The sequence below is a fragment of the Methylibium petroleiphilum PM1 genome (assembly GCF_000015725.1).
Classification (GTDB): Bacteria; Pseudomonadota; Gammaproteobacteria; order Burkholderiales; family Burkholderiaceae_C; genus Methylibium; species Methylibium petroleiphilum.
On the sequence record NC_008825.1, the window covers coordinates 571,178 to 587,435 of the forward strand.

Genomic DNA, 16,258 nt, shown 5'->3' on the forward strand with positions numbered 1-16,258 from the left:
CAGCGAACCATCCCTCACTGGCGTCCGCCCCGAATGGGGGAGGTCGAGCTGTTCAGCCACGGACATGTTTGGCAAGCAGATAGATGGCGACCGTGCCGGCGAACAGCACCACGGATAGCGCACGCCAGGCATTGAACGCACCGGTCCTGTGGTGACGCGACGGTGGGGCCCGGCGTTGTCGATGCGCATGGTCATCTTCGCCATGCAGCAGCGAATAGGACGTGGAGGTCTTGAACTCGCTCGGCCGGTCGTCGGTCCGCTCGCGGTCCCAGTTGAAGGCTTGAGTGTCGTGGCGCATGCGCGCAGTGTCTGCCTGCACCCAGCCGTGCTGAATCCCGCGCTCGCGGGCCCCGCAGATGCGGGTGGACCGACGCCACGCCGCAAACGAGAAGCCCCGCACGGGGCGGGGCTCGGGTGTCTTGGTGGCGCTTCAGGGATTCGAACCCCGGACCTGCGGATTATGATTCCCGCGCCAGACTCACTGGCGCGCAGTTTGGCACTGAAGAACACGCGGCGCAAGGGGCGGATTGCACGGACTGCGTTCCGAAGAAACCTGTGTACGCTTTTGCTGCAGCGGTATTTTCAGGCGCTTGGAGTCGCCCGTCGGCCATTCCCTAAGGGTGAGCAATGCTCGATCAGAACGCAGATGCGGGGGCGTTGGCAGAAGCTGTTCAGACGCCGACACACGATGCATGCGAGCTCGTGTTTGGGTTGGTAGGTCCGACGGGAGTCGACCTATCAAAAGTTTGCACATCTCTGGACACTCAACTTAAAGGCGTTGGGTATAAGACCGAGATCGTGACGCTCAGTGAACTCATTCTTCCGTTTAGGGCGAAGGCGACCGCATTTAAGGATGAGTACGAGCGTATAGATAACTTAATGACAGAGGGAACGGCACTTAGGAGAGAGACGGATCAAGCTGATGTAGTTGCGAGATTAGGCTTGGCCAAGATCCGTGCGATCAGAACTCAGATGACCGGGTCGCCCCATCGAGTACCTGGACACGGAGTGGCCTACATCGTTCGATCTTTTAAGCGCCCTGAAGAGGTAGAGTTATATAGGAACGTGTACGGCAAGGCGTTTACGTTGATATCTGTCTACGCGCCAAGAGAGTCTAGGAAAAGAAATCTTGCAAGAAAACTGCAGGGGGTTATAGCAGAGCAAGGCTCCAGCCCCGAGGAACTTGCGGTTCGATTAATCACGCGCGACTTCACTGAAGATGGGAAACTTGGTCAAAAAGTAAGTGCAACGTTCCCGCTTGCTGATTTTTTTGTGACGAGTGAATCAAGGACTCAGCTTGATGCTGCGCTAAAGCGACTGGTGCGATTGACGTTTGGCGATCCCTATATTTCTCCGAGTCGTGATGAGCAAGGAATGTTTTTTGCACAAGCAGCGGCGCTTAGATCGCTCGATCTTTCGAGGCAGGTAGGCGCAGCAATAGTTTCTCAAGATGGCGATATCGTCACGACTGGTTGTAACGAAGTTCCAAAATTTGGTGGTGGGCTTTATTGGGAGGGCGATGATGGAGTCACCAGAGATTTCGAGCAAGGATTCGATTCGAACGCCACGATAAAAAAAGAACTCGTGCAAGATGCAGTGCAGAGAATGCGTGGAAACGGATGGTTGAGTGGCACGCTAAAGAAATTATCCGACGAAGAATTGGCGAACCAGTCACTTTATGGGGACGAAGCGTTTTTCCGTGACTCGAAGCTCTTTGACGTTATCGAATTCGGGCGCTCGGTTCATGCGGAAATGGCCGCGATTACGCAGGCTGCGAGAGCAGGTGTGCCGCTTGCAGGGACGCGATTGCTATGTACAACTTTCCCATGTCATATTTGCGCTCGCCACATCGTTGCGAGTGGAATAGGGGAAGTCGTATTTATCGAGCCTTATGAGAAGAGTCGTACCGACCAACTCTTTGGCGATTCGATCAGCGTTGAGCCTCATGACCCTTCACCGAAGCGGGCAAACTTTCGATCTTTTGTTGGAGTCGCGCCAAGAAGATATATGGATTATTTTTCGCTTGGTTGTGATCGAAAAACAAAAGAAGGCCGAATTCTTGGGCCAAATGCTATCGCCTCGAACCCAAGAATTAAGAGATTCGTGCTGACATATTTGGTTGTTGAGACTAAAATGATTGACGACACAAAGCGCCCATCGCTTCAATTGCCACTCGCCGAAGAGGGAACGTCATGATTAACAATGCTGACGAGCAATTCTTGAAGCAATTTGACGACTCTCGAAAAACGGTAGAGGGATGGCCGCAATGGATGCGAGAGTCGGCGCGTGTAGTGACGGTTACTCTGCCCTGCGTACCCGAGCCACAATGCGTCGCCCCCACCAAGTCAATTGAAGATCCGTCGAAAGATGGCCTCATTTGATTGATTTCAGGTGAGCAATGATTGACGGATAGAACATCCGTCGCTATGCCGCTGGCCGGTCATCCTCGATCTGGCACAGTTCCTTGATCGTCATGCCGTACCGCGCCGCATCGCGGCCGTGATCGCCGCGCCAGCCCTTGACGCGATCTGCTGCTGAGTCTCGCGACTTGCCGGCTGGTGCAGCGTGAAGTTGTTGGTGACAACGACGCTCTGCTCCTTCGTACCGGCGGACTGCACCTTGCCCGACTGATTGCCCATCATCAGGAACTGCTGGCCGCCCACGTCAAGGACCTCAGGGCGCCGCTCGTTAACGCGGTACATCTTGCCGGCTGACACTGGGCCGCCGATCGCACGACCGCCTCCGAAGAAGCTTCCGACGGCGCTGAGGATCGATCCCCACCCGCCTTCACCTGAGTTCTTGAAGAACCCTTCAGCGGCATCGGCGAAGGGCTCAGTGATCCCCTTGCGGACCGCCAGCCGCAACAGATCCTGTTCCACGCCCTTGAGGATGTCGCGAAGGCCCTTGCCGCCGACGATCGCGTCTTCGAAGGCCGATGAGAATGTCAGGCCCAGCTCCTTGGCCGCGTCGCCCGCCTTCTCGGCTTCGGCCGCCACCTTCTCGGCTGCGCCACGATCGTCGATGAGGCCTTGCCGCTCGCGAAGCAGGGCGATCTCCTTCTGCAGCGATTCGATGACGACCTTGCTGGCTCCGACGGACTGCAGTTGTGCGAGCGTTTCCTCTTTGATCGCGATGGCCGAGCTGATGCGGGCCTTCTCGATCGCGACGCGCTGACCGATCGAAGCACCGATCAGGGCGATCTCGTCCTTGAGCGCCTGGTTCTGCTCGATCATCTGGGCCACGCTCGCGACCGCGGCCTCATCTGCCCGCTGTTGAACCCGTGAAGCCTCTTCGCGAGCCTGTGCCGCGTCCTCCAGGGCCTTCGTCCAATCGCGCGCCAGGTCGACTTGTTGAGCCGTCGACAGCAGGGCCTCGCGCAGGGCAGGCGACACCTTGCCCAACCGATCCATCTGCAGATCCCTCAGCGTCTGCTCTGAAATGGTCAGGTTCTGGGTGGCCTCAAGCTGCTTTTGGAGGCTCTCCAGGTAGCGCTTGGCCTCGGCCTGCGGGTCGGCCTTGCTTCCGGTGGAGCGAGGCGGCTTGTCGGGGATCTTTAGCGAGGGCGCGGCGGACGGGGCCAGGCGGCGCGAGAGCGCATCGCTGGTGTCACCAACACCCTGAAGCGCTTGGCGCTGCTGCAGTTCACTGAGGAAATCGATCTGCTTGCGCGCGTTCCTGATGGCGTCGTCGATGGCTCGGGTGTCGGAGCCCGCACGCACGTAACGCTGCCGGTCTCCCTCCAGGCCGGCCAGTTCTTCGCGCAAGGACTTGAGGTTGCCGGCCTGCGTCTTGAACGGGTTGATCGTGCCGAAGGTGATGATGGCGTCGAGCAGACCGTCGGCGTGCTTCATGCCCACCAGGAACTCGTCCGCCAAGTTGCTGACGGTCGGGATCAGGCTCGAAGCGAGGATGCGAGCCGCGTCCTCCGCGTTGGCCTTGATCTGGAAGATCTTCTTGTTGAAGTCTTCGGCCTTGAGCGCTGCCGCCGTGGTCGTGGTGGCGACAAGCTCGGTCTTCTCGGCCAGGTCGTTGAGCAGCGGCGCCGCCTCGCGGACGCTCTTCCCAAACAGCACCTGAATCGCACGGGCCCGACTGCCGTCATCAGCGACCTTGGCCAGGGCGACCGCGGTTTGTCGCAGGGCTTCGGCGGGATCGATCTTCCGCAGCTCCTCTGCATTCAGGCCCAGCGCCTTGAGGATTCGGGCGGCTTCGGCGGAGTCGTCATCGGTCTTGCTCAGCACCTGGTTGAACTTCACCAGCGTAGACGACATGCTTTCGAAGCCACCCCCGGTCTCGCGGGCGATGCGGTCCAGGGCGCTGATGTTCTCGATGCTGGCGCCTGTGGCGTCCTTGAGATCGTTGAAGGCATCTTGGGCGTTGATGGAGCGCTTGATGATGGCGGCGACCGCAGCACCGGCAGCGACACTCAGCGTGGCGAGATAGGCCCCGTAGCGGGTCGCTGAGGCCCGCGCGGAGTTGTAGGCCGCCTCGGACTTCACCAGGGCTTCGGCTTGCGCCTTGCTGGCGGCGACAGAGCGAAGGGCGGCTTCAGCGGCCACAAGCTGGGAGCGGCTGGCGCCTCTCTGCGCGAGTTCGAACAGCTTCGCATCCACAGTCGACTTGTTGACCGTAGCGGCCTGCATCTGAAGTCGAGCGACCGTTGCATCGATCGAGCGGCGGGCGCTGGCACTGGCGGTGCCGATCTTGTCGAACCCGTCCGCAGCGCGCTTACCCGTCGCGTCTGCCGTGACGCCCAGGCTGGCGAGGCTCTTCTTCGCCTTGCCGACGCCGCTCTCGACGCCCTTGGAGTCGGCACTGATCTCGATCTGCGCCTTCAAATCACCGGCCATCGTCAACCACCTTTCAAGTTAGGGTGCCCGCCACGCGCCCCGAAAGAGGGCTCTGCGGGCTGTCGCGGTTGCTTTCATGGACTCGGCGACTCACGACTTAGGCCGAGTGGGGCCGGCAGACACAGCCGACCCCATTTGTTGATTTCAAACGGCAATCAAATGCCGGGAAGGCCAGCATCCATGCGGGCTTGCAGGGCGTTTCGGTCCGTTTTGAATTCATTCAAATGGACGATTTAATCCGTGCGTGCGGGAACCTGCGGTCTAGGTTTCATGGCCTTGCAGAGATCCGATCCCCCTCCGTCTCTCTCTTCGCGGGCCTTCTCGCCGTCATGACACTGCTTGCACATGGGCTGCCAGTTGGACTCATCCCAGAACAGCGACTCAATGCCCTTATGTGGCACCTTGTGGTCAACCACTGTGGCCCGTGTGATCTCGCCCTTGCGCTCGCAGTAGCAGCACAAGGGATGCGCCCTCAGGTAGCGCTCTCGTGCCTGCTGCCAGCGGTAGCCGTAGCCTCGGGCTGTTGAGCCTTCCTTGCCTGCTCTCCAACTGCCCGGAGCAAGTGTGAGGAGCGGGCTGCCAAGGGCCGAAACCCTTGGCTTGAGCCTGATGAGACGGACCACGGGTCACGGGACCGGGCACTGCACCGGATGGCCGAGCACAGCAACGGCCGAGATGAGCGCCGCCGATGCATTCCCGCTCGGGATGATCGTCATGCGCACATAGCGCTCGCCGCCCGTGTAGCCAAGTTTGCGGACCTGGTTGTCGCTGTCGTACCGGAAGCTCGCTAGAAACTCCGTGCCAATCATGTCCTTGTCGTACACGTCATAGGCCGTGCTCATATCCGATGTGGCTGAGTTCTCCAGCAGAACGGTGAACACCGCATCGGCGTCAGCGACCGAGCCAATGGCAATGCAGAAGGTGAGCGACCGATAGCCCAGCATGTCGATGACTTGGGACACGATCTGTGTGTTGTCGCTGACGCTGACCGGGCTGATGGCCCGACGGACATCGACGTTGTTGTACATATCTTTCATCGTTGTTCCCCTCGATCAGGCTGCAGAGAAGCGAACCAGCTTGATCGCTTCGAAGTTGGCGACAGCGCCACCGACACGCTGGTAGGCGTACAGGTTCACCTTGGGCTTGTTGGTGTACGGGTCCACCAGGAAGCGTGTGCCCAGACGACGAACGAACGTGTAGCCGCGCCGGAAGTTGCCGAAGGCGATCGACAGCGAGTTCGTCGCGATCGATGCCATCTGGTCGTCTTCGATCACGGGGTAGCCCAGCAGCGTGGACGGCAGGCCAGCCGTGGTCGACGCGGCCCAGAGCGATTCGCCGTCGGTCGTCTTGAGCTTGCGCAGCGTCGCCGCGGTGGAGCGGTTCATCACCCAGGAAGCGCCGGTGCGGTACTGCGGCTTGAGAGCGGCCACCGTGTCCACCAGAACGTCCGTCTTCGTGGTGCTGTTGAAAGCGCCATCGGTGCCGGTCGGCAGGTACTGCAGCGTGCCCCAGGGGCGCGTGGCATCAGCCGTGGCGGCGATCGGGTAGTTGGTGAACCCGGACGGTCTCGCGGCGCCGTCACCAGCGATGATCGACGCGCCGAACGAGAAGCCGAACTTCTCGCCGATCTTGGTGTTGAGCCAGTCCATCACGTTGAACGACGCGGTGTCGATTAGCTTCTGGCTCACGGCCGGCATCGCGTACACCTCATGCAGCGGCACGATGAACTTACCCAGGGCCGGCGCCGTGGTCTCGGAGCGACTGTCTAGCTCGCCCACCCAGGTGACGCCCACCTCGTCGCGGTCGACGATCTCTTCGAACTCGTCGGTCGGCTCGAGATCCACGAGGCGAACCGAACTCAGTAGCGGCGAGGTTTCGAGCATCACCCGCGTGACCTCGTCCGACATCTGAGGCAGCACCATGTAGCCGCCGGCCGGGTCGTTGCCGGTGTGCATGGCCTTGGCCTCGACGAAGTGCTTCTCAGCGCGGGCCTGGTCGCCTGCGATCAGGGCACGAGCGCCGAGATCGAGCGACTTGCGCTGAGCGTCCGACAGAGGCATCGGCGACGCGAAGCCGGCACCGGGGCGGTTCGACTTCTTGGCGAAGTCTTGAACCAACTGCCGCACTTCCTCGAATTCCTTGTCTTTCCTGTCGCGCCAAGCCTCAAGGGACTTGTTGCTTTTGTCGAGCTCTTCGGCGATGTCTGCAATCGTCATCATCACAATTTCCTTTCGATAACTTCCGTGGTGCGCCTCAGGAGCGCAGCGAGTTCGGACAGGTCATCGGAAGGAGCCGCAAGGGCTTTGAACCCCCGGGTTGCGATGGTGTTAGCTTCGCGCTTGCTGAATCCAAGCATGCGCAATGCCGCCTCCATCTCGCGGATGGTGCGGGGCTTCGACTGCGCTGGAGACGAACCAGGCGGCGGAGAAGAACCACATTCTTCGCGAGAGCAAACCGAGTGTCCCGATGACACGTCCGTTTCCTGCTCGCCTGTGGTCCCGCCACTGGTTGAGTAGGCTGAGGCCAGAGCATCCCGCTCGGCCTCGACGCTTGTATTGTAAGAGCTGCCGCTCATGTGTTCAATGGCCCGACGGCAATTGCAGCTCGATTCGACGCAGCAAATGCGTGTCGTTGCCTTGGGTATCGACAGTGACGACGCGCAGATGCGGGAAAGCACCGAACGTCATCTCGACGCGGATCTCGTGAGCATCGCGAAGACTGGCGCGCAGCGCCGGTACGTCTTCAGGTTGGACGAGCCCTTGCATGGTGATCAGCTCGCGAGCGGCCTGCATCAGGATGCCGACGCACTTGTCTTCGATGGTCTGTGGTGTGCTCATGTGGTTCTCGTTGAGGTCACGAATCGCAGCGTGCGATTCGAAAGACGGGCTTTGCACTTCCCACCCTTACGCCCTTACCGCCCTTACGACCTATCCATTCGGTAAGGGTCGTAAGGGCCGTTAGGTCTGTAGGTCCGTAAGGTAGGTAAGGTAAATGTTTAAGAGACATGCCAGTGCTCCCCGGCGAAGCGGACAAGCCCGCGATCAGCCATGCGCTTCAATCGTTCATAGGCAGAGACGCGGTGAATGCCGAGCGCTTCGCCGAGCTGAGGCCCTGTCATGCCGCCGGAGATCTCGAGGTGCTTCAGCACTTCTGCCTCGTTGGACGAGTAGCGCGGCCCGTTGACGAGCTGCCATCCCTGATCGACGCGCTCAATCGGGAAGGTGTCTTCATCACGTTCCCAGTCCCGACCTTGGATGTGCAGGGTGTACTCAGACCCCTTGCGGCTCATGATCCAGATCGAATCGCAGGCGCCAGCGATTGCGGCGGACCCGCTGATGCTGTCGATCGGGTCGTCACTGATGGACTTGCGCTTGTGGTGGACACAGACGATCGCTAGGCCCGGCCGATCTCGGCATAGCTGCTGCAGGGGGCCGAGTGCCTCGTAGTCAGCCGCATAGGCGTTCTGCTTCCCGGCGCCGGGATCTCGGAAGCGCTGCAGGGTGTCGATCACCACGAGCTTGATCTCGGGATCGCGGTCGAGCGTGTTGGCAATCTCATCGATGCCCAGCAGCCCGCGCGGCCAGCTCGTCGCGTACAGCAACCAGCCTGACTCGATGCCCACCGCGCCGGCTTGCTCCAGCTTGCGGCGCAGGCGCCTCTCGTTGGTCTCCAGGTCGATCATCAAGACCTTGGCGCGGGGTACGGACTGGCCCCACATCTCGCCGCCCTTGGTAACCGCGACGACGATCTGGAGCATCAGCGTCGACTTGCCGACCTTGGGGTTTGCTACGAGCAGGCCGAGGCCCTCGTATAGCCAGGTCGGTACGATGGCCCGCACAGGTGTTGGTGTCGTCATCAGCAGCCTCGCAGCGTCGTGAATCAACGGGGTGGCAATGCGCTTCGCCTGTGCCCTGCGATCGACCTTCTCCTGCGCTTCCTGCAACAGCGGCGTCGTCATCCGATGGCCTCATCTGCCAGCACATCAACGCGCTGTGCGGCCACAAGAAGGCGTTGCCGGTCTTCGGCGGTGAGGGGCTTGCCGTTGGCCAGGCCGCAGGCGGCCACGGCGACGAACGTGGCCTCGAACTGCAAGACGGCGAGGGCCTCCCGAGCACTCAGCGTGCGCGGCCTCTTCTTGGCCCATGCGCGCGACTCGACCGCGATCTTGTCGATGGCGGATTCGGCTGCGTAGACGGGCTCCATCAGCGGCCCTCCGTGCGGTCCAGGAAGGCGCTCACGCTGCGCAGATCGGGTGCGTACGCGGTACGGTCCCACCGAGCTATCAGGTAGCCGCCGCATGTCAGCCGATGCAGGGCGAAGCCCTTCAGCGCGAGGTGCGCCGCGAGCGTCGCGAACTTCTTGTCAACGTCGGCGCCGTCGCCGACAATCGGGGTGCGTTCTATCTCTAGCGCCCGGTCGGCTGCAACCGCTCCGGGCGCTTTTTCGTCCGGGCCGCTCATTGCGCCCCCGCGACGTTCGCGTGCCCAATGGCAAGAACCGCATCGTCGAACTGCTGTTCATCAACAAGCAATCGACCGGTTGGCATCAGGATCGCGCGCTTCTCGATAAGCGCTGGACGGTGCCGCCGCATGAACCATTGAAGGCTCGTTGGACTAGGGAAGATGTGACCGCGCGCGGCTTGATATTCCTCGGCGGTGATCAGTCGAGAAAGTAACGTGGTATCAGGTGCCAAAGCAAAACCCTCCAAAGCTAGCCAGCAAGACGGGCCGCCAGACCCGAAGTCACTGCGTATTGCTGTGACTTGCCGCGCAGTTTGGAGAGGGCTTGCTCTTTTGCCAGACTACCTAAGAAGCTTGTTTTTTCTTCTTAGGTTTGCTCCGCCTTTCTAGCGGGGAGTCCTTGAGGATGGCTGCAACATCATCTTTGGTGAGTTGATCGACTGGCCGCAGGACGGCGTTAGTAAAGCGCGCCGCAACGAGTGGAAGTTCGCTGTCAAACCTGCGCACAAAGTTGAAGCAGAGCCATCTGACAAAGGCGGCGACCTTTGGGCGGCTTTTTTGGCGCGTCACCGCACGCGGACCCAGCGATACAAGGTGCTTGTCTGCTAGTTCAACCGTCCGATCGAGCATTTCGCTGATAGACATGGAGTAGCCAAATCCAAGTCCCACGCCTTCGGTAGGAAGATCGCGCCAGCCGATCCAAAGCTGAGCAGGCGGCTCACAATTGCTGTTGAGCTGATACAGCGTCGCAGTCCCGGGTGGCAAGGAAGAAAGCTTGATCGCCTGCTTGAGACGCAAGGCAAGGTCTTTGACTCGCTCTACCTCTTTACGCTCAACCAGCGTCGGCTTGCGACGGGTCTCATTGCTCGCTCGCTCGACCGCATGGCAGATATCACTGAATACAGCCATTTGGATATCGCCAAATCGACGCAACTGACTCCACGCCTGTTTCGCTGATTCGTCGGATAGCAAACGGTCAGCAATTGATATCCATGCCGCGGGCGCCGAGCTGCGATGCTCTTCGGCCCACGTCGCAAGGGTCGGCGCTGGTTGAGGTTTTGTCATTTTGTTCTTTGCCGCTGCGGAGCTAAGAATCCACCGAAGACGGTATCCTGAAGCAACCCCCCAGACGTACCTCTCGGCGCCGCTTCAGTCTTGTTTGTCTTACCCACCTTTAATGCGCTTGGGAACTGCGGGCGGTCTTCATCTTCTGCGACTGTTCGCGCACAAAGACCAAGTCCTGATGAGCCAGGCTCAGGGCCTTCTCGAAGTATTCAGGATTCGCGATCTGGGCCGCACCAAAAAGCGCATCGTGCATGACGCTCACGAAGCCATTCGCGGCGCCTTGCCGGCTTTTCGTTTCGAAGTCTGTCTGTTCGTCTTTGATCCGCATCGCCTCTTTAAGGGCTTCTTGCAACACAAATCGGTTCCGGACTGAACTGTCGCGCGACAGCGCAGTGAACATCTCCCGCGCCGCACGGATCCCGGTCAGCTTGCCCTCGTAGAAGTGTTCTTCAGGAACATCGAAGAACGATACAAACAGCAGGCGCTTTCGCCGCGTGTAGGTTTCACTCACGAACGAAAACTGGTCATCTCGAACCAAGACGATGTTTGCTGGCACGGGGGCTAAAGTTTCGGAAGCCATGGTGTGCGATTCCTTTAAGGGTTGCACGTTAGGGTCAGCGGTCGGTCGGTGTGTCAGCACCTTCCGGCCGCGCTTGCACCAGGACCGCTGATGCGCCGGATGATCATCAACGAATGTCGCCAAGCACGCGATTGATGAGCTTGGTCTTGTGGTCGGTCGCGAGGTGGCTGTAGCGCTTCGTGACGCTCAACTGCCGGTGCCCCAGCACCTCGGCGATTTCCAGCAGCGTGGCGCCGTTCTGGGCCAGCGCAGAGGCGCATGAGTGCCGCAGGTCGTGAAACCTGAAGCTCTTGACGCCCGCGGCTTTCAGGGCGCGATCCCAAGCAGGATCGAAGTTATAGGCAATGTCAGGTCTGCGCGTCGAGGGGAAGACCAGCGCGTTCGCAGCGCCGGCATGCTTGGCCAGTTCGTCGACCACGGCGGGGACGAGTGGCAGCACCTTCTTGTCGCCGTTCTTGGACCGGTGCACGGCAGCCTCGGCCCGCTCAAGGTCCACGTCGGCCCAGCGCAGGGCCTCCAGCTCGCCGCGACGGGCACCGGTGGTCAGCCCCATCATCACCAGCAGGTAGAGGCGGGGCCATGACGACTTCCGGCAGGCAGCGAGCAGGGCGGTGCGCTCCGCATCGCTGAGGAAGCGGACGATCTCGTTCTTCTCGGCCTTCAGCTCGACGTGCCGGCAGGGGTTCTGCCAGTTCTTCGGGGCGATGCGGCGCCGCTGCGCCCAGGTCAGCACCGCGGAGAGAGCGGCCTGATACCGGTTCAGGGTGGCGGGCGCCAGCGGCCTGCGCTTGGCCTTCATGACGGGCTTGCCGTCGGCGTCCTTGCCGGCGAAGTAGCGGCCACGCTGGGTGGCGAGCTGCTCCAAGGCTGTAAAGACGTGGTCGTCGGTCAGATCGGCCAGCGAGACGCCGCCGAGCTTGGCCACCCACCAATCGAGGCGCTGGGTGCGGCTGGTGTCGCGGCCGGCATAGGCGGCCATGTAGGCATCAATCAGGTGCCGGAGGGCGATAGACCCGTCCCGGACACCTGGTGCCGGTGGTGGAACGCCGGTATGCGGGACGCTGGCGGGCGTCGTCGCAAAGTCACCGGTGGACTGTGCAGAACAGTTCATTGCAAGACCTCATCGCATCTTGCCCGCCTTGTTCACCGGCGGACTAGGTGGAGAGTCTGGCAAGGCCCGTCCTTGCTGGCATCTGGTGGCGCTTCAGGGATTCGAACCCCGGACCTGCGGATTATGATTCCGTCGCTCTAACCGACTGAGCTAAAGCGCCAAAGCCGCGCATTATAGCGAGCCTTCTCTTGGCTTGCGAGTGCCGCACGGTTTTCGGGGCAGCACCCTGCCTGTGCCAGCATCGGGCCGCGATGCGCAGCACGCATCGAACGAGGTGTTCCATGGGCTGGTGGCGATCAGACCTCGCGGATGGGATCCGCAAGCGCGGATTCCGCAAGTGGTACGAGCGCGAGTTGATCTCCAGCCATGCGCATCTGGTGCTCACCTTCATGTGCATGGTCGGGCTGCTGGGAGGCTTGGAGGTTTACGACCGCCGCGCGCCGTTGAGCGACCAGATGGTGACGGGTATCTCGGTGCTGTTGTCGGCGGGGATCGGCTTGTGGGCGTTGCGCCGCTACCTGTTCCTGTTGCTGCATGCGGAAACCACCGCCAACCAGGCGGTGTGCCCGCAGTGCGATGCCTATGCCCGCTTCGATGTGGCTGCCGGGCCGCAGGCCGAGGCCGATGCGGTCGCCGTCCGATGTCGTGGCTGCGGGCAGGAGTGGACGATCACGCGCTGAGGAGCGCCTGTCAGATCAGTTCGCCGACGGCCATGGCCAGGAAGCTCAGCAGCAGCGTCGTCGCGATCGGCAGCGACCATTCCCGGCCGCCGAGGCGGAAGTTCAGGTCGCCGGGCAGGCGGCCGAGGCCGAACTTCTGGAGCCAGGGCCGCAGGCCGTTGAAGACGACCAGCGTGATGACGACAACGAGCAGCCAGCGCAGCATGGTGGGGTTCCGGTCTCAGAGCATGTGGCTGCGATCGCCCTGGGCGAAGCCGATCGCATCGAAAGGCTCGCCGGCCGCGAAGCCGATCACCTTGAACAGCTCGCCCATCTCGTGCTCGGTCAGCAGCTTCTGCGCCGCGGCGATGGCGCGCAGGTCGGCGCCCTGCAGGTCGTCGAGCAGGCCGCAATTCATCAGGAAACGCGCCTGGGTGGTGTAGCCCAGCACCGCGAGCCCGGCGTTCTGGCCGGCCAGCGCGATGCCGGTGAAATCGACGTGGGCGGTGATGTCCTTGTCGCCCACGTCGCTCAGCGGGTCGCCGTCGGCCTGGTGCGCGCGGTGGCACATCAGCGTGCCGCCGATGCGCTGCGGATGATGGAACTCGGCCTCGGGGAAACCGTAGTCGATGAAGAAGGCCGCACCGCGCCGGAGCGTGGCGGCCAGCGTGCGGATGAAGGCCTCGCCCTGGCGCTGCAGTTCGACGGTGGTGCCAGGTACGCGGTCGGCGGCCAGCGGCGGGCGCAGTGAGGTCGGGCGGTCGGCATACATGAAGCGGCCGTCGGAGAACACCACGCCGCGCTCGAGCCACTGGTGGCCATCGAAGTGCAGCAGGGCCACCGGCATCGCATCGAGCACCTCGTTGCCGACCAGCACGCCGTCGATCCGCTCCGGCAGGCGGTCCAGCCACACGGCCTTCGCCGCGTGCTGCGGCGGCACCCGCGCGGCGATCGTGGTTCGCTGACGCTCGCGCAGCGCTCCGGACAGGTCGACGATGACGTAGCGGTCGATCCGTTCGCCCAGCGCCTCCAGCAACTGCGTGGCCAGCGCTCCCGAACCGGCGCCGAACTCCCACACTTCGCGCGTGCCGGTGGCGTCCAGCGCCTGGCCCATCTGGCGCGCCAGGGCGCGGCCGAACAACGGGCTCAGCTCGGGTGCGGTGACGAAATCACTGCCGGAGCCCGGCATCAGGCCGAACTGGCGATCGCCGCGCACGTAGTAGCCCAGACCGGGTGCATACAGTACGAGCTCCATGTAGCGCTCGAAGCCGAGCCAGCCTCCGGCGCGCTCGATCTCCGTTGCGATCCGCGCTTTCAAGGCCTCTTGCAGGCTCGGCAAAGGGGGGCTGGCTACACTGACGGGGCTCGATTCCACCCCTCCATTGTCCCGCACGACATGAGCGTCGATTCCCGTCCCGTGGTGCTCGTCACCGGTGCCGCACGGCGCGTCGGCCGCGCCATCGCGCTCGAACTGGCCGCGCACGGCTTCGACGTGGCGGTGCACAGCCATCGGGCCAGCGACGAGTCGATCGACACGCTGCAGGCAGCCCGCGCGGCCGGTGCGCGCGCCGAGGCTTTCGTGGCCGACCTGGCCGACGAGACCGCCTGCCGCGCGCTGCTGCCTGCCGTGGCCGAGCGCATGGGGCGCATCGACGCGGTGGTGAACAACGCCTCGCGCTTCGAGTACGACGGCGCAGGGGACTGCAGCTACGCGTCGATGGCCGAGCACTGGCAGGTCAACACCGCCGCGCCGGTGCTGCTGGCGGCCGCGCTGCACCAGCGGCTGAGCGGTAGCTCGGGGCGTGGCTGTGTCGTCAACCTGCTCGACCAGAAGCTGTGGAACCCGAATCCGGATCATTTTTCGTACACGCTGTCGAAGGCCGCGCTGGAGGCGGCGACCACGCTGCAGGCGCAGGCCTTCGCGCCCACGCTGCGCGTGGTTGGTGTTGCGCCCGGCGTCACGCTGCCGTCGGGACCGATGGACAGCGCGGAGTTCGTGCGCGCACACGCGATGACGCCGCTGCGCCGTTCGTCGACGCCCGAGGACGTGGCTCGTGCCGTGCGCTTCCTGATCGAGTCGCCGGCCATCACCGGCACCACGCTGCTGGTCGACGGCGGGCAGCACCTGTCTGCGCAGCCGCGCGACGTGCTGTTCCTTGCGCGCGAGGGGGTTTGAGGTGCCGCACTGGACCCTGCATCCCCGGCTGGCGGCGTGCCGGCGCGTGTTCCTGAAGTCGTATGCGCTGCCGGTGCGCATCGGCGTGCACGACTTCGAGCGCGTGGGTCCGCAGCGGCTGCTGATCGACGTCGATCTGTACGTGCCGCTGGTGGCCAGCACGCCGCGCGAGGACCGGCTCGACGAGGTGGTCGACTACGACTTCATCCGCCACGCCATCGCCGAGCGCGTGGCGCAGGGCCACATCGGACTGCAGGAAACGCTGTGCGACGAGATCGCCGCGCGCATGCTGGCCCATCCCCAGGTGCGCGCGGTGCGCGTGTCGACCGAGAAACCCGACGTCTACGCCGACTGCGCCGCGGTCGGCGTGGAGGTGTTCCACATCAAGGAGAGCGACGCATGAGTGCCGTCGTCATCGAGCCCGGCGTCACGCAACGTCAGGCCGGCAAGCCCGCCTTCGAGGCCAACAAGCTCAGCAAACGCCTGCACCGGCTGGTCGGCCAGGCCATCGGCGACTTCAACATGATCGAGCCCGGCGACAAGCTCATGGTCTGCGTGTCGGGCGGCAAGGACAGCTACGCGCTGCTCGACATCCTGCTGAACCTGCAGCAGCGCGCGCCGATCGACTTCTCGCTCGTCGCGGTCAACCTCGACCAGAAACAGCCCGACTTTCCCGAGCACGTGCTGCCCGAATACCTGGCGAGCCGCGGTGTGCCTTTCCACATCGAGAACCAGGACACCTACTCCATCGTCAAGCGCGTGGTGCCAGAAGGCAAGACGATGTGCAGCCTGTGCTCGCGGCTGAGGCGCGGCATCCTGTACCGCGTGGCCGGTGAGCTGGGGGCGACCAAGATCGCGCTCGGCCACCACCGTGACGACATGCTGCAGACGCTGTTCCTCAACATGTTCTTCGGCGCCAAGCTCAAGGGCATGCCACCCAAACTGGTCAGCGACGACGGCCGGCATGTCGTGATCCGCCCGCTGGCCTACGTGCCCGAGCACGACCTGGAAGCGTGGGCCGCGCACCGCCAGTTCCCCATCATCCCCTGCACCCTGTGCGGCAGCCAGGAGAACCTGCAGCGCAAGCAGATCGCGCAGATGCTGCGCGACTGGGAGCGCCAGCACCCGGGTCGGCTCGACAACATGGCCAGCGCGCTGGCCAACGTGGTGCCTTCTCATCTGCAGGACCGGAACCTCTACCCCTTCACCACCCTCCAAGCCACCGGAAGAGCCGACGAACTGGGCGACAAGGCCTTCGATGACGACGAGACCTGTGCGCCGCCCGGCGCGGCGTCGGTCATCGAGGCCGCGATGCCGATCCGTTGGCATGGGCAAGGCTGAGTCAGGGCAAGGAGTC

The 16,258-nt window shown here is 62.8% G+C and carries 20 protein-coding genes and 1 tRNA gene; 6 read left to right on the plus strand and 15 right to left on the minus strand.

Going from position 1 to position 16,258, the window contains the following annotated elements:
- Positions 1-52: 52 nt before the first annotated feature.
- A complete protein-coding gene (locus MPE_RS02695) occupies positions 53-298 on the minus strand; it encodes a hypothetical protein (protein WP_041929504.1) in 246 nt (81 codons plus the stop codon).
- A 329-nt stretch (positions 299-627) separates the two neighbouring features.
- Between MPE_RS02695 and MPE_RS23120 the strand changes: the two genes are divergently transcribed.
- Positions 628-2,196 (plus strand): anti-phage dCTP deaminase, encoded by a 1,569-nt coding sequence (locus MPE_RS23120; protein ID WP_011828136.1) that lies wholly within the window; start codon positions 628-630, stop codon positions 2,194-2,196.
- A 275-nt stretch (positions 2,197-2,471) separates the two neighbouring features.
- Here the strand turns inward: MPE_RS23120 and MPE_RS02705 are convergent, their stop codons facing one another.
- The 8 genes from MPE_RS02705 to MPE_RS02740 all read right to left on the minus strand — a co-directional run bounded on the left by MPE_RS02705 (position 2,472) and on the right by MPE_RS02740 (position 9,310).
- A complete protein-coding gene (locus tag MPE_RS02705) occupies positions 2,472-4,850 on the minus strand; it encodes a phage tail tape measure family protein (RefSeq protein ID WP_011828137.1) in 2,379 nt (792 codons plus the stop codon).
- A 233-nt stretch (positions 4,851-5,083) separates the two neighbouring features.
- Complete coding sequence (locus tag MPE_RS24840; RefSeq protein WP_011828138.1) at positions 5,084-5,473, minus strand: HNH endonuclease signature motif containing protein; 390 nt, start codon at positions 5,471-5,473, stop codon at positions 5,084-5,086.
- A gap of 3 nt (positions 5,474-5,476) precedes the next feature.
- Positions 5,477-5,878, minus strand: coding sequence for a hypothetical protein (locus MPE_RS02715; protein WP_202796704.1), 402 nt, complete (start codon positions 5,876-5,878; stop codon positions 5,477-5,479).
- 24 nt (positions 5,879-5,902) lie between these two features.
- Entirely contained in the window at positions 5,903-7,069 is a 1,167-nt protein-coding gene (locus MPE_RS02720) for a phage major capsid protein (protein ID WP_011828140.1), read from the minus strand.
- A 360-nt stretch (positions 7,070-7,429) separates the two neighbouring features.
- Positions 7,430-7,687 carry a hypothetical protein gene (locus MPE_RS02725; protein WP_041929505.1) on the minus strand — a complete coding sequence of 86 codons (258 nt, stop codon included), beginning with the start codon at positions 7,685-7,687 and terminating at the stop codon, positions 7,430-7,432.
- A gap of 158 nt (positions 7,688-7,845) precedes the next feature.
- Complete coding sequence (locus MPE_RS02730; RefSeq protein ID WP_041929506.1) at positions 7,846-8,808, minus strand: AAA family ATPase; 963 nt, start codon at positions 8,806-8,808, stop codon at positions 7,846-7,848.
- Positions 8,805-9,053: a hypothetical protein gene (locus tag MPE_RS02735; RefSeq protein ID WP_011828144.1), complete on the minus strand. Its 249-nt coding sequence runs from the start codon at positions 9,051-9,053 to the stop codon at positions 8,805-8,807. Before MPE_RS02735 ends, MPE_RS02730 begins: the two co-directional genes overlap by 4 nt.
- Complete coding sequence (locus MPE_RS02740; protein WP_011828145.1) at positions 9,053-9,310, minus strand: hypothetical protein; 258 nt, start codon at positions 9,308-9,310, stop codon at positions 9,053-9,055. The genes MPE_RS02735 and MPE_RS02740 overlap by 1 nt, the downstream gene beginning before the upstream one ends.
- Positions 9,311-9,330: 20 nt before the next feature.
- Here MPE_RS02740 and MPE_RS23855 point away from each other — a divergent pair, with 20 nt between their 5' ends.
- A complete protein-coding gene (locus MPE_RS23855) occupies positions 9,331-9,525 on the plus strand; it encodes a hypothetical protein (RefSeq protein WP_148210874.1) in 195 nt (64 codons plus the stop codon).
- Between the two features lie 130 nt (positions 9,526-9,655).
- Here MPE_RS23855 and MPE_RS23860 read toward each other — a convergent pair whose 3' ends face one another.
- The 4 genes from MPE_RS23860 to MPE_RS02755 all read right to left on the minus strand — a co-directional run bounded on the left by MPE_RS23860 (position 9,656) and on the right by MPE_RS02755 (position 12,226).
- A complete protein-coding gene (locus MPE_RS23860) occupies positions 9,656-10,375 on the minus strand; it encodes a hypothetical protein (RefSeq protein ID WP_011828146.1) in 720 nt (239 codons plus the stop codon).
- 109 nt (positions 10,376-10,484) lie between these two features.
- Positions 10,485-10,955 carry a hypothetical protein gene (locus tag MPE_RS02745; RefSeq protein WP_011828147.1) on the minus strand — a complete coding sequence of 157 codons (471 nt, stop codon included), beginning with the start codon at positions 10,953-10,955 and terminating at the stop codon, positions 10,485-10,487.
- 106 nt (positions 10,956-11,061) lie between these two features.
- Positions 11,062-11,934, minus strand: a complete 873-nt coding sequence (locus MPE_RS02750; RefSeq protein WP_049820746.1) for a tyrosine-type recombinase/integrase — start codon at positions 11,932-11,934, stop codon at positions 11,062-11,064.
- A 215-nt stretch (positions 11,935-12,149) separates the two neighbouring features.
- Positions 12,150-12,226, minus strand: a tRNA-Met gene (locus MPE_RS02755).
- Positions 12,227-12,347: 121 nt separating this feature from the next.
- Here MPE_RS02755 and MPE_RS02760 point away from each other — a divergent pair.
- On the plus strand, positions 12,348-12,746 hold the full coding sequence (locus MPE_RS02760) for a hypothetical protein (protein WP_011828149.1): 399 nt from the start codon (positions 12,348-12,350) through the stop codon (positions 12,744-12,746).
- A 10-nt stretch (positions 12,747-12,756) separates the two neighbouring features.
- Here MPE_RS02760 and MPE_RS02765 read toward each other — a convergent pair whose 3' ends face one another.
- Positions 12,757-12,951 (minus strand): DUF2905 domain-containing protein, encoded by a 195-nt coding sequence (locus tag MPE_RS02765; protein ID WP_011828150.1) that lies wholly within the window; start codon positions 12,949-12,951, stop codon positions 12,757-12,759.
- Between the two features lie 15 nt (positions 12,952-12,966).
- On the minus strand, positions 12,967-14,043 hold the full coding sequence (locus MPE_RS02770; RefSeq protein ID WP_011828151.1) for a class I SAM-dependent methyltransferase: 1,077 nt from the start codon (positions 14,041-14,043) through the stop codon (positions 12,967-12,969).
- A 78-nt stretch (positions 14,044-14,121) separates the two neighbouring features.
- Here MPE_RS02770 and MPE_RS02775 point away from each other — a divergent pair, with 78 nt between their 5' ends.
- From MPE_RS02775 to ttcA, 3 genes are read left to right on the plus strand one after another with little or no spacing between them, the layout of a single operon-like run.
- Positions 14,122-14,901, plus strand: a complete 780-nt coding sequence (locus tag MPE_RS02775) for an SDR family oxidoreductase (protein WP_011828152.1) — start codon at positions 14,122-14,124, stop codon at positions 14,899-14,901.
- A gap of 1 nt (position 14,902) precedes the next feature.
- On the plus strand, positions 14,903-15,304 hold the full coding sequence (locus MPE_RS02780; RefSeq protein WP_011828153.1) for a dihydroneopterin aldolase: 402 nt from the start codon (positions 14,903-14,905) through the stop codon (positions 15,302-15,304).
- Positions 15,301-16,242, plus strand: coding sequence for a tRNA 2-thiocytidine(32) synthetase TtcA (ttcA, locus tag MPE_RS02785; RefSeq protein ID WP_011828154.1), 942 nt, complete (start codon positions 15,301-15,303; stop codon positions 16,240-16,242). The genes MPE_RS02780 and ttcA overlap by 4 nt, the downstream gene beginning before the upstream one ends.
- The last annotated feature ends 16 nt before the right edge of the window (positions 16,243-16,258 follow it).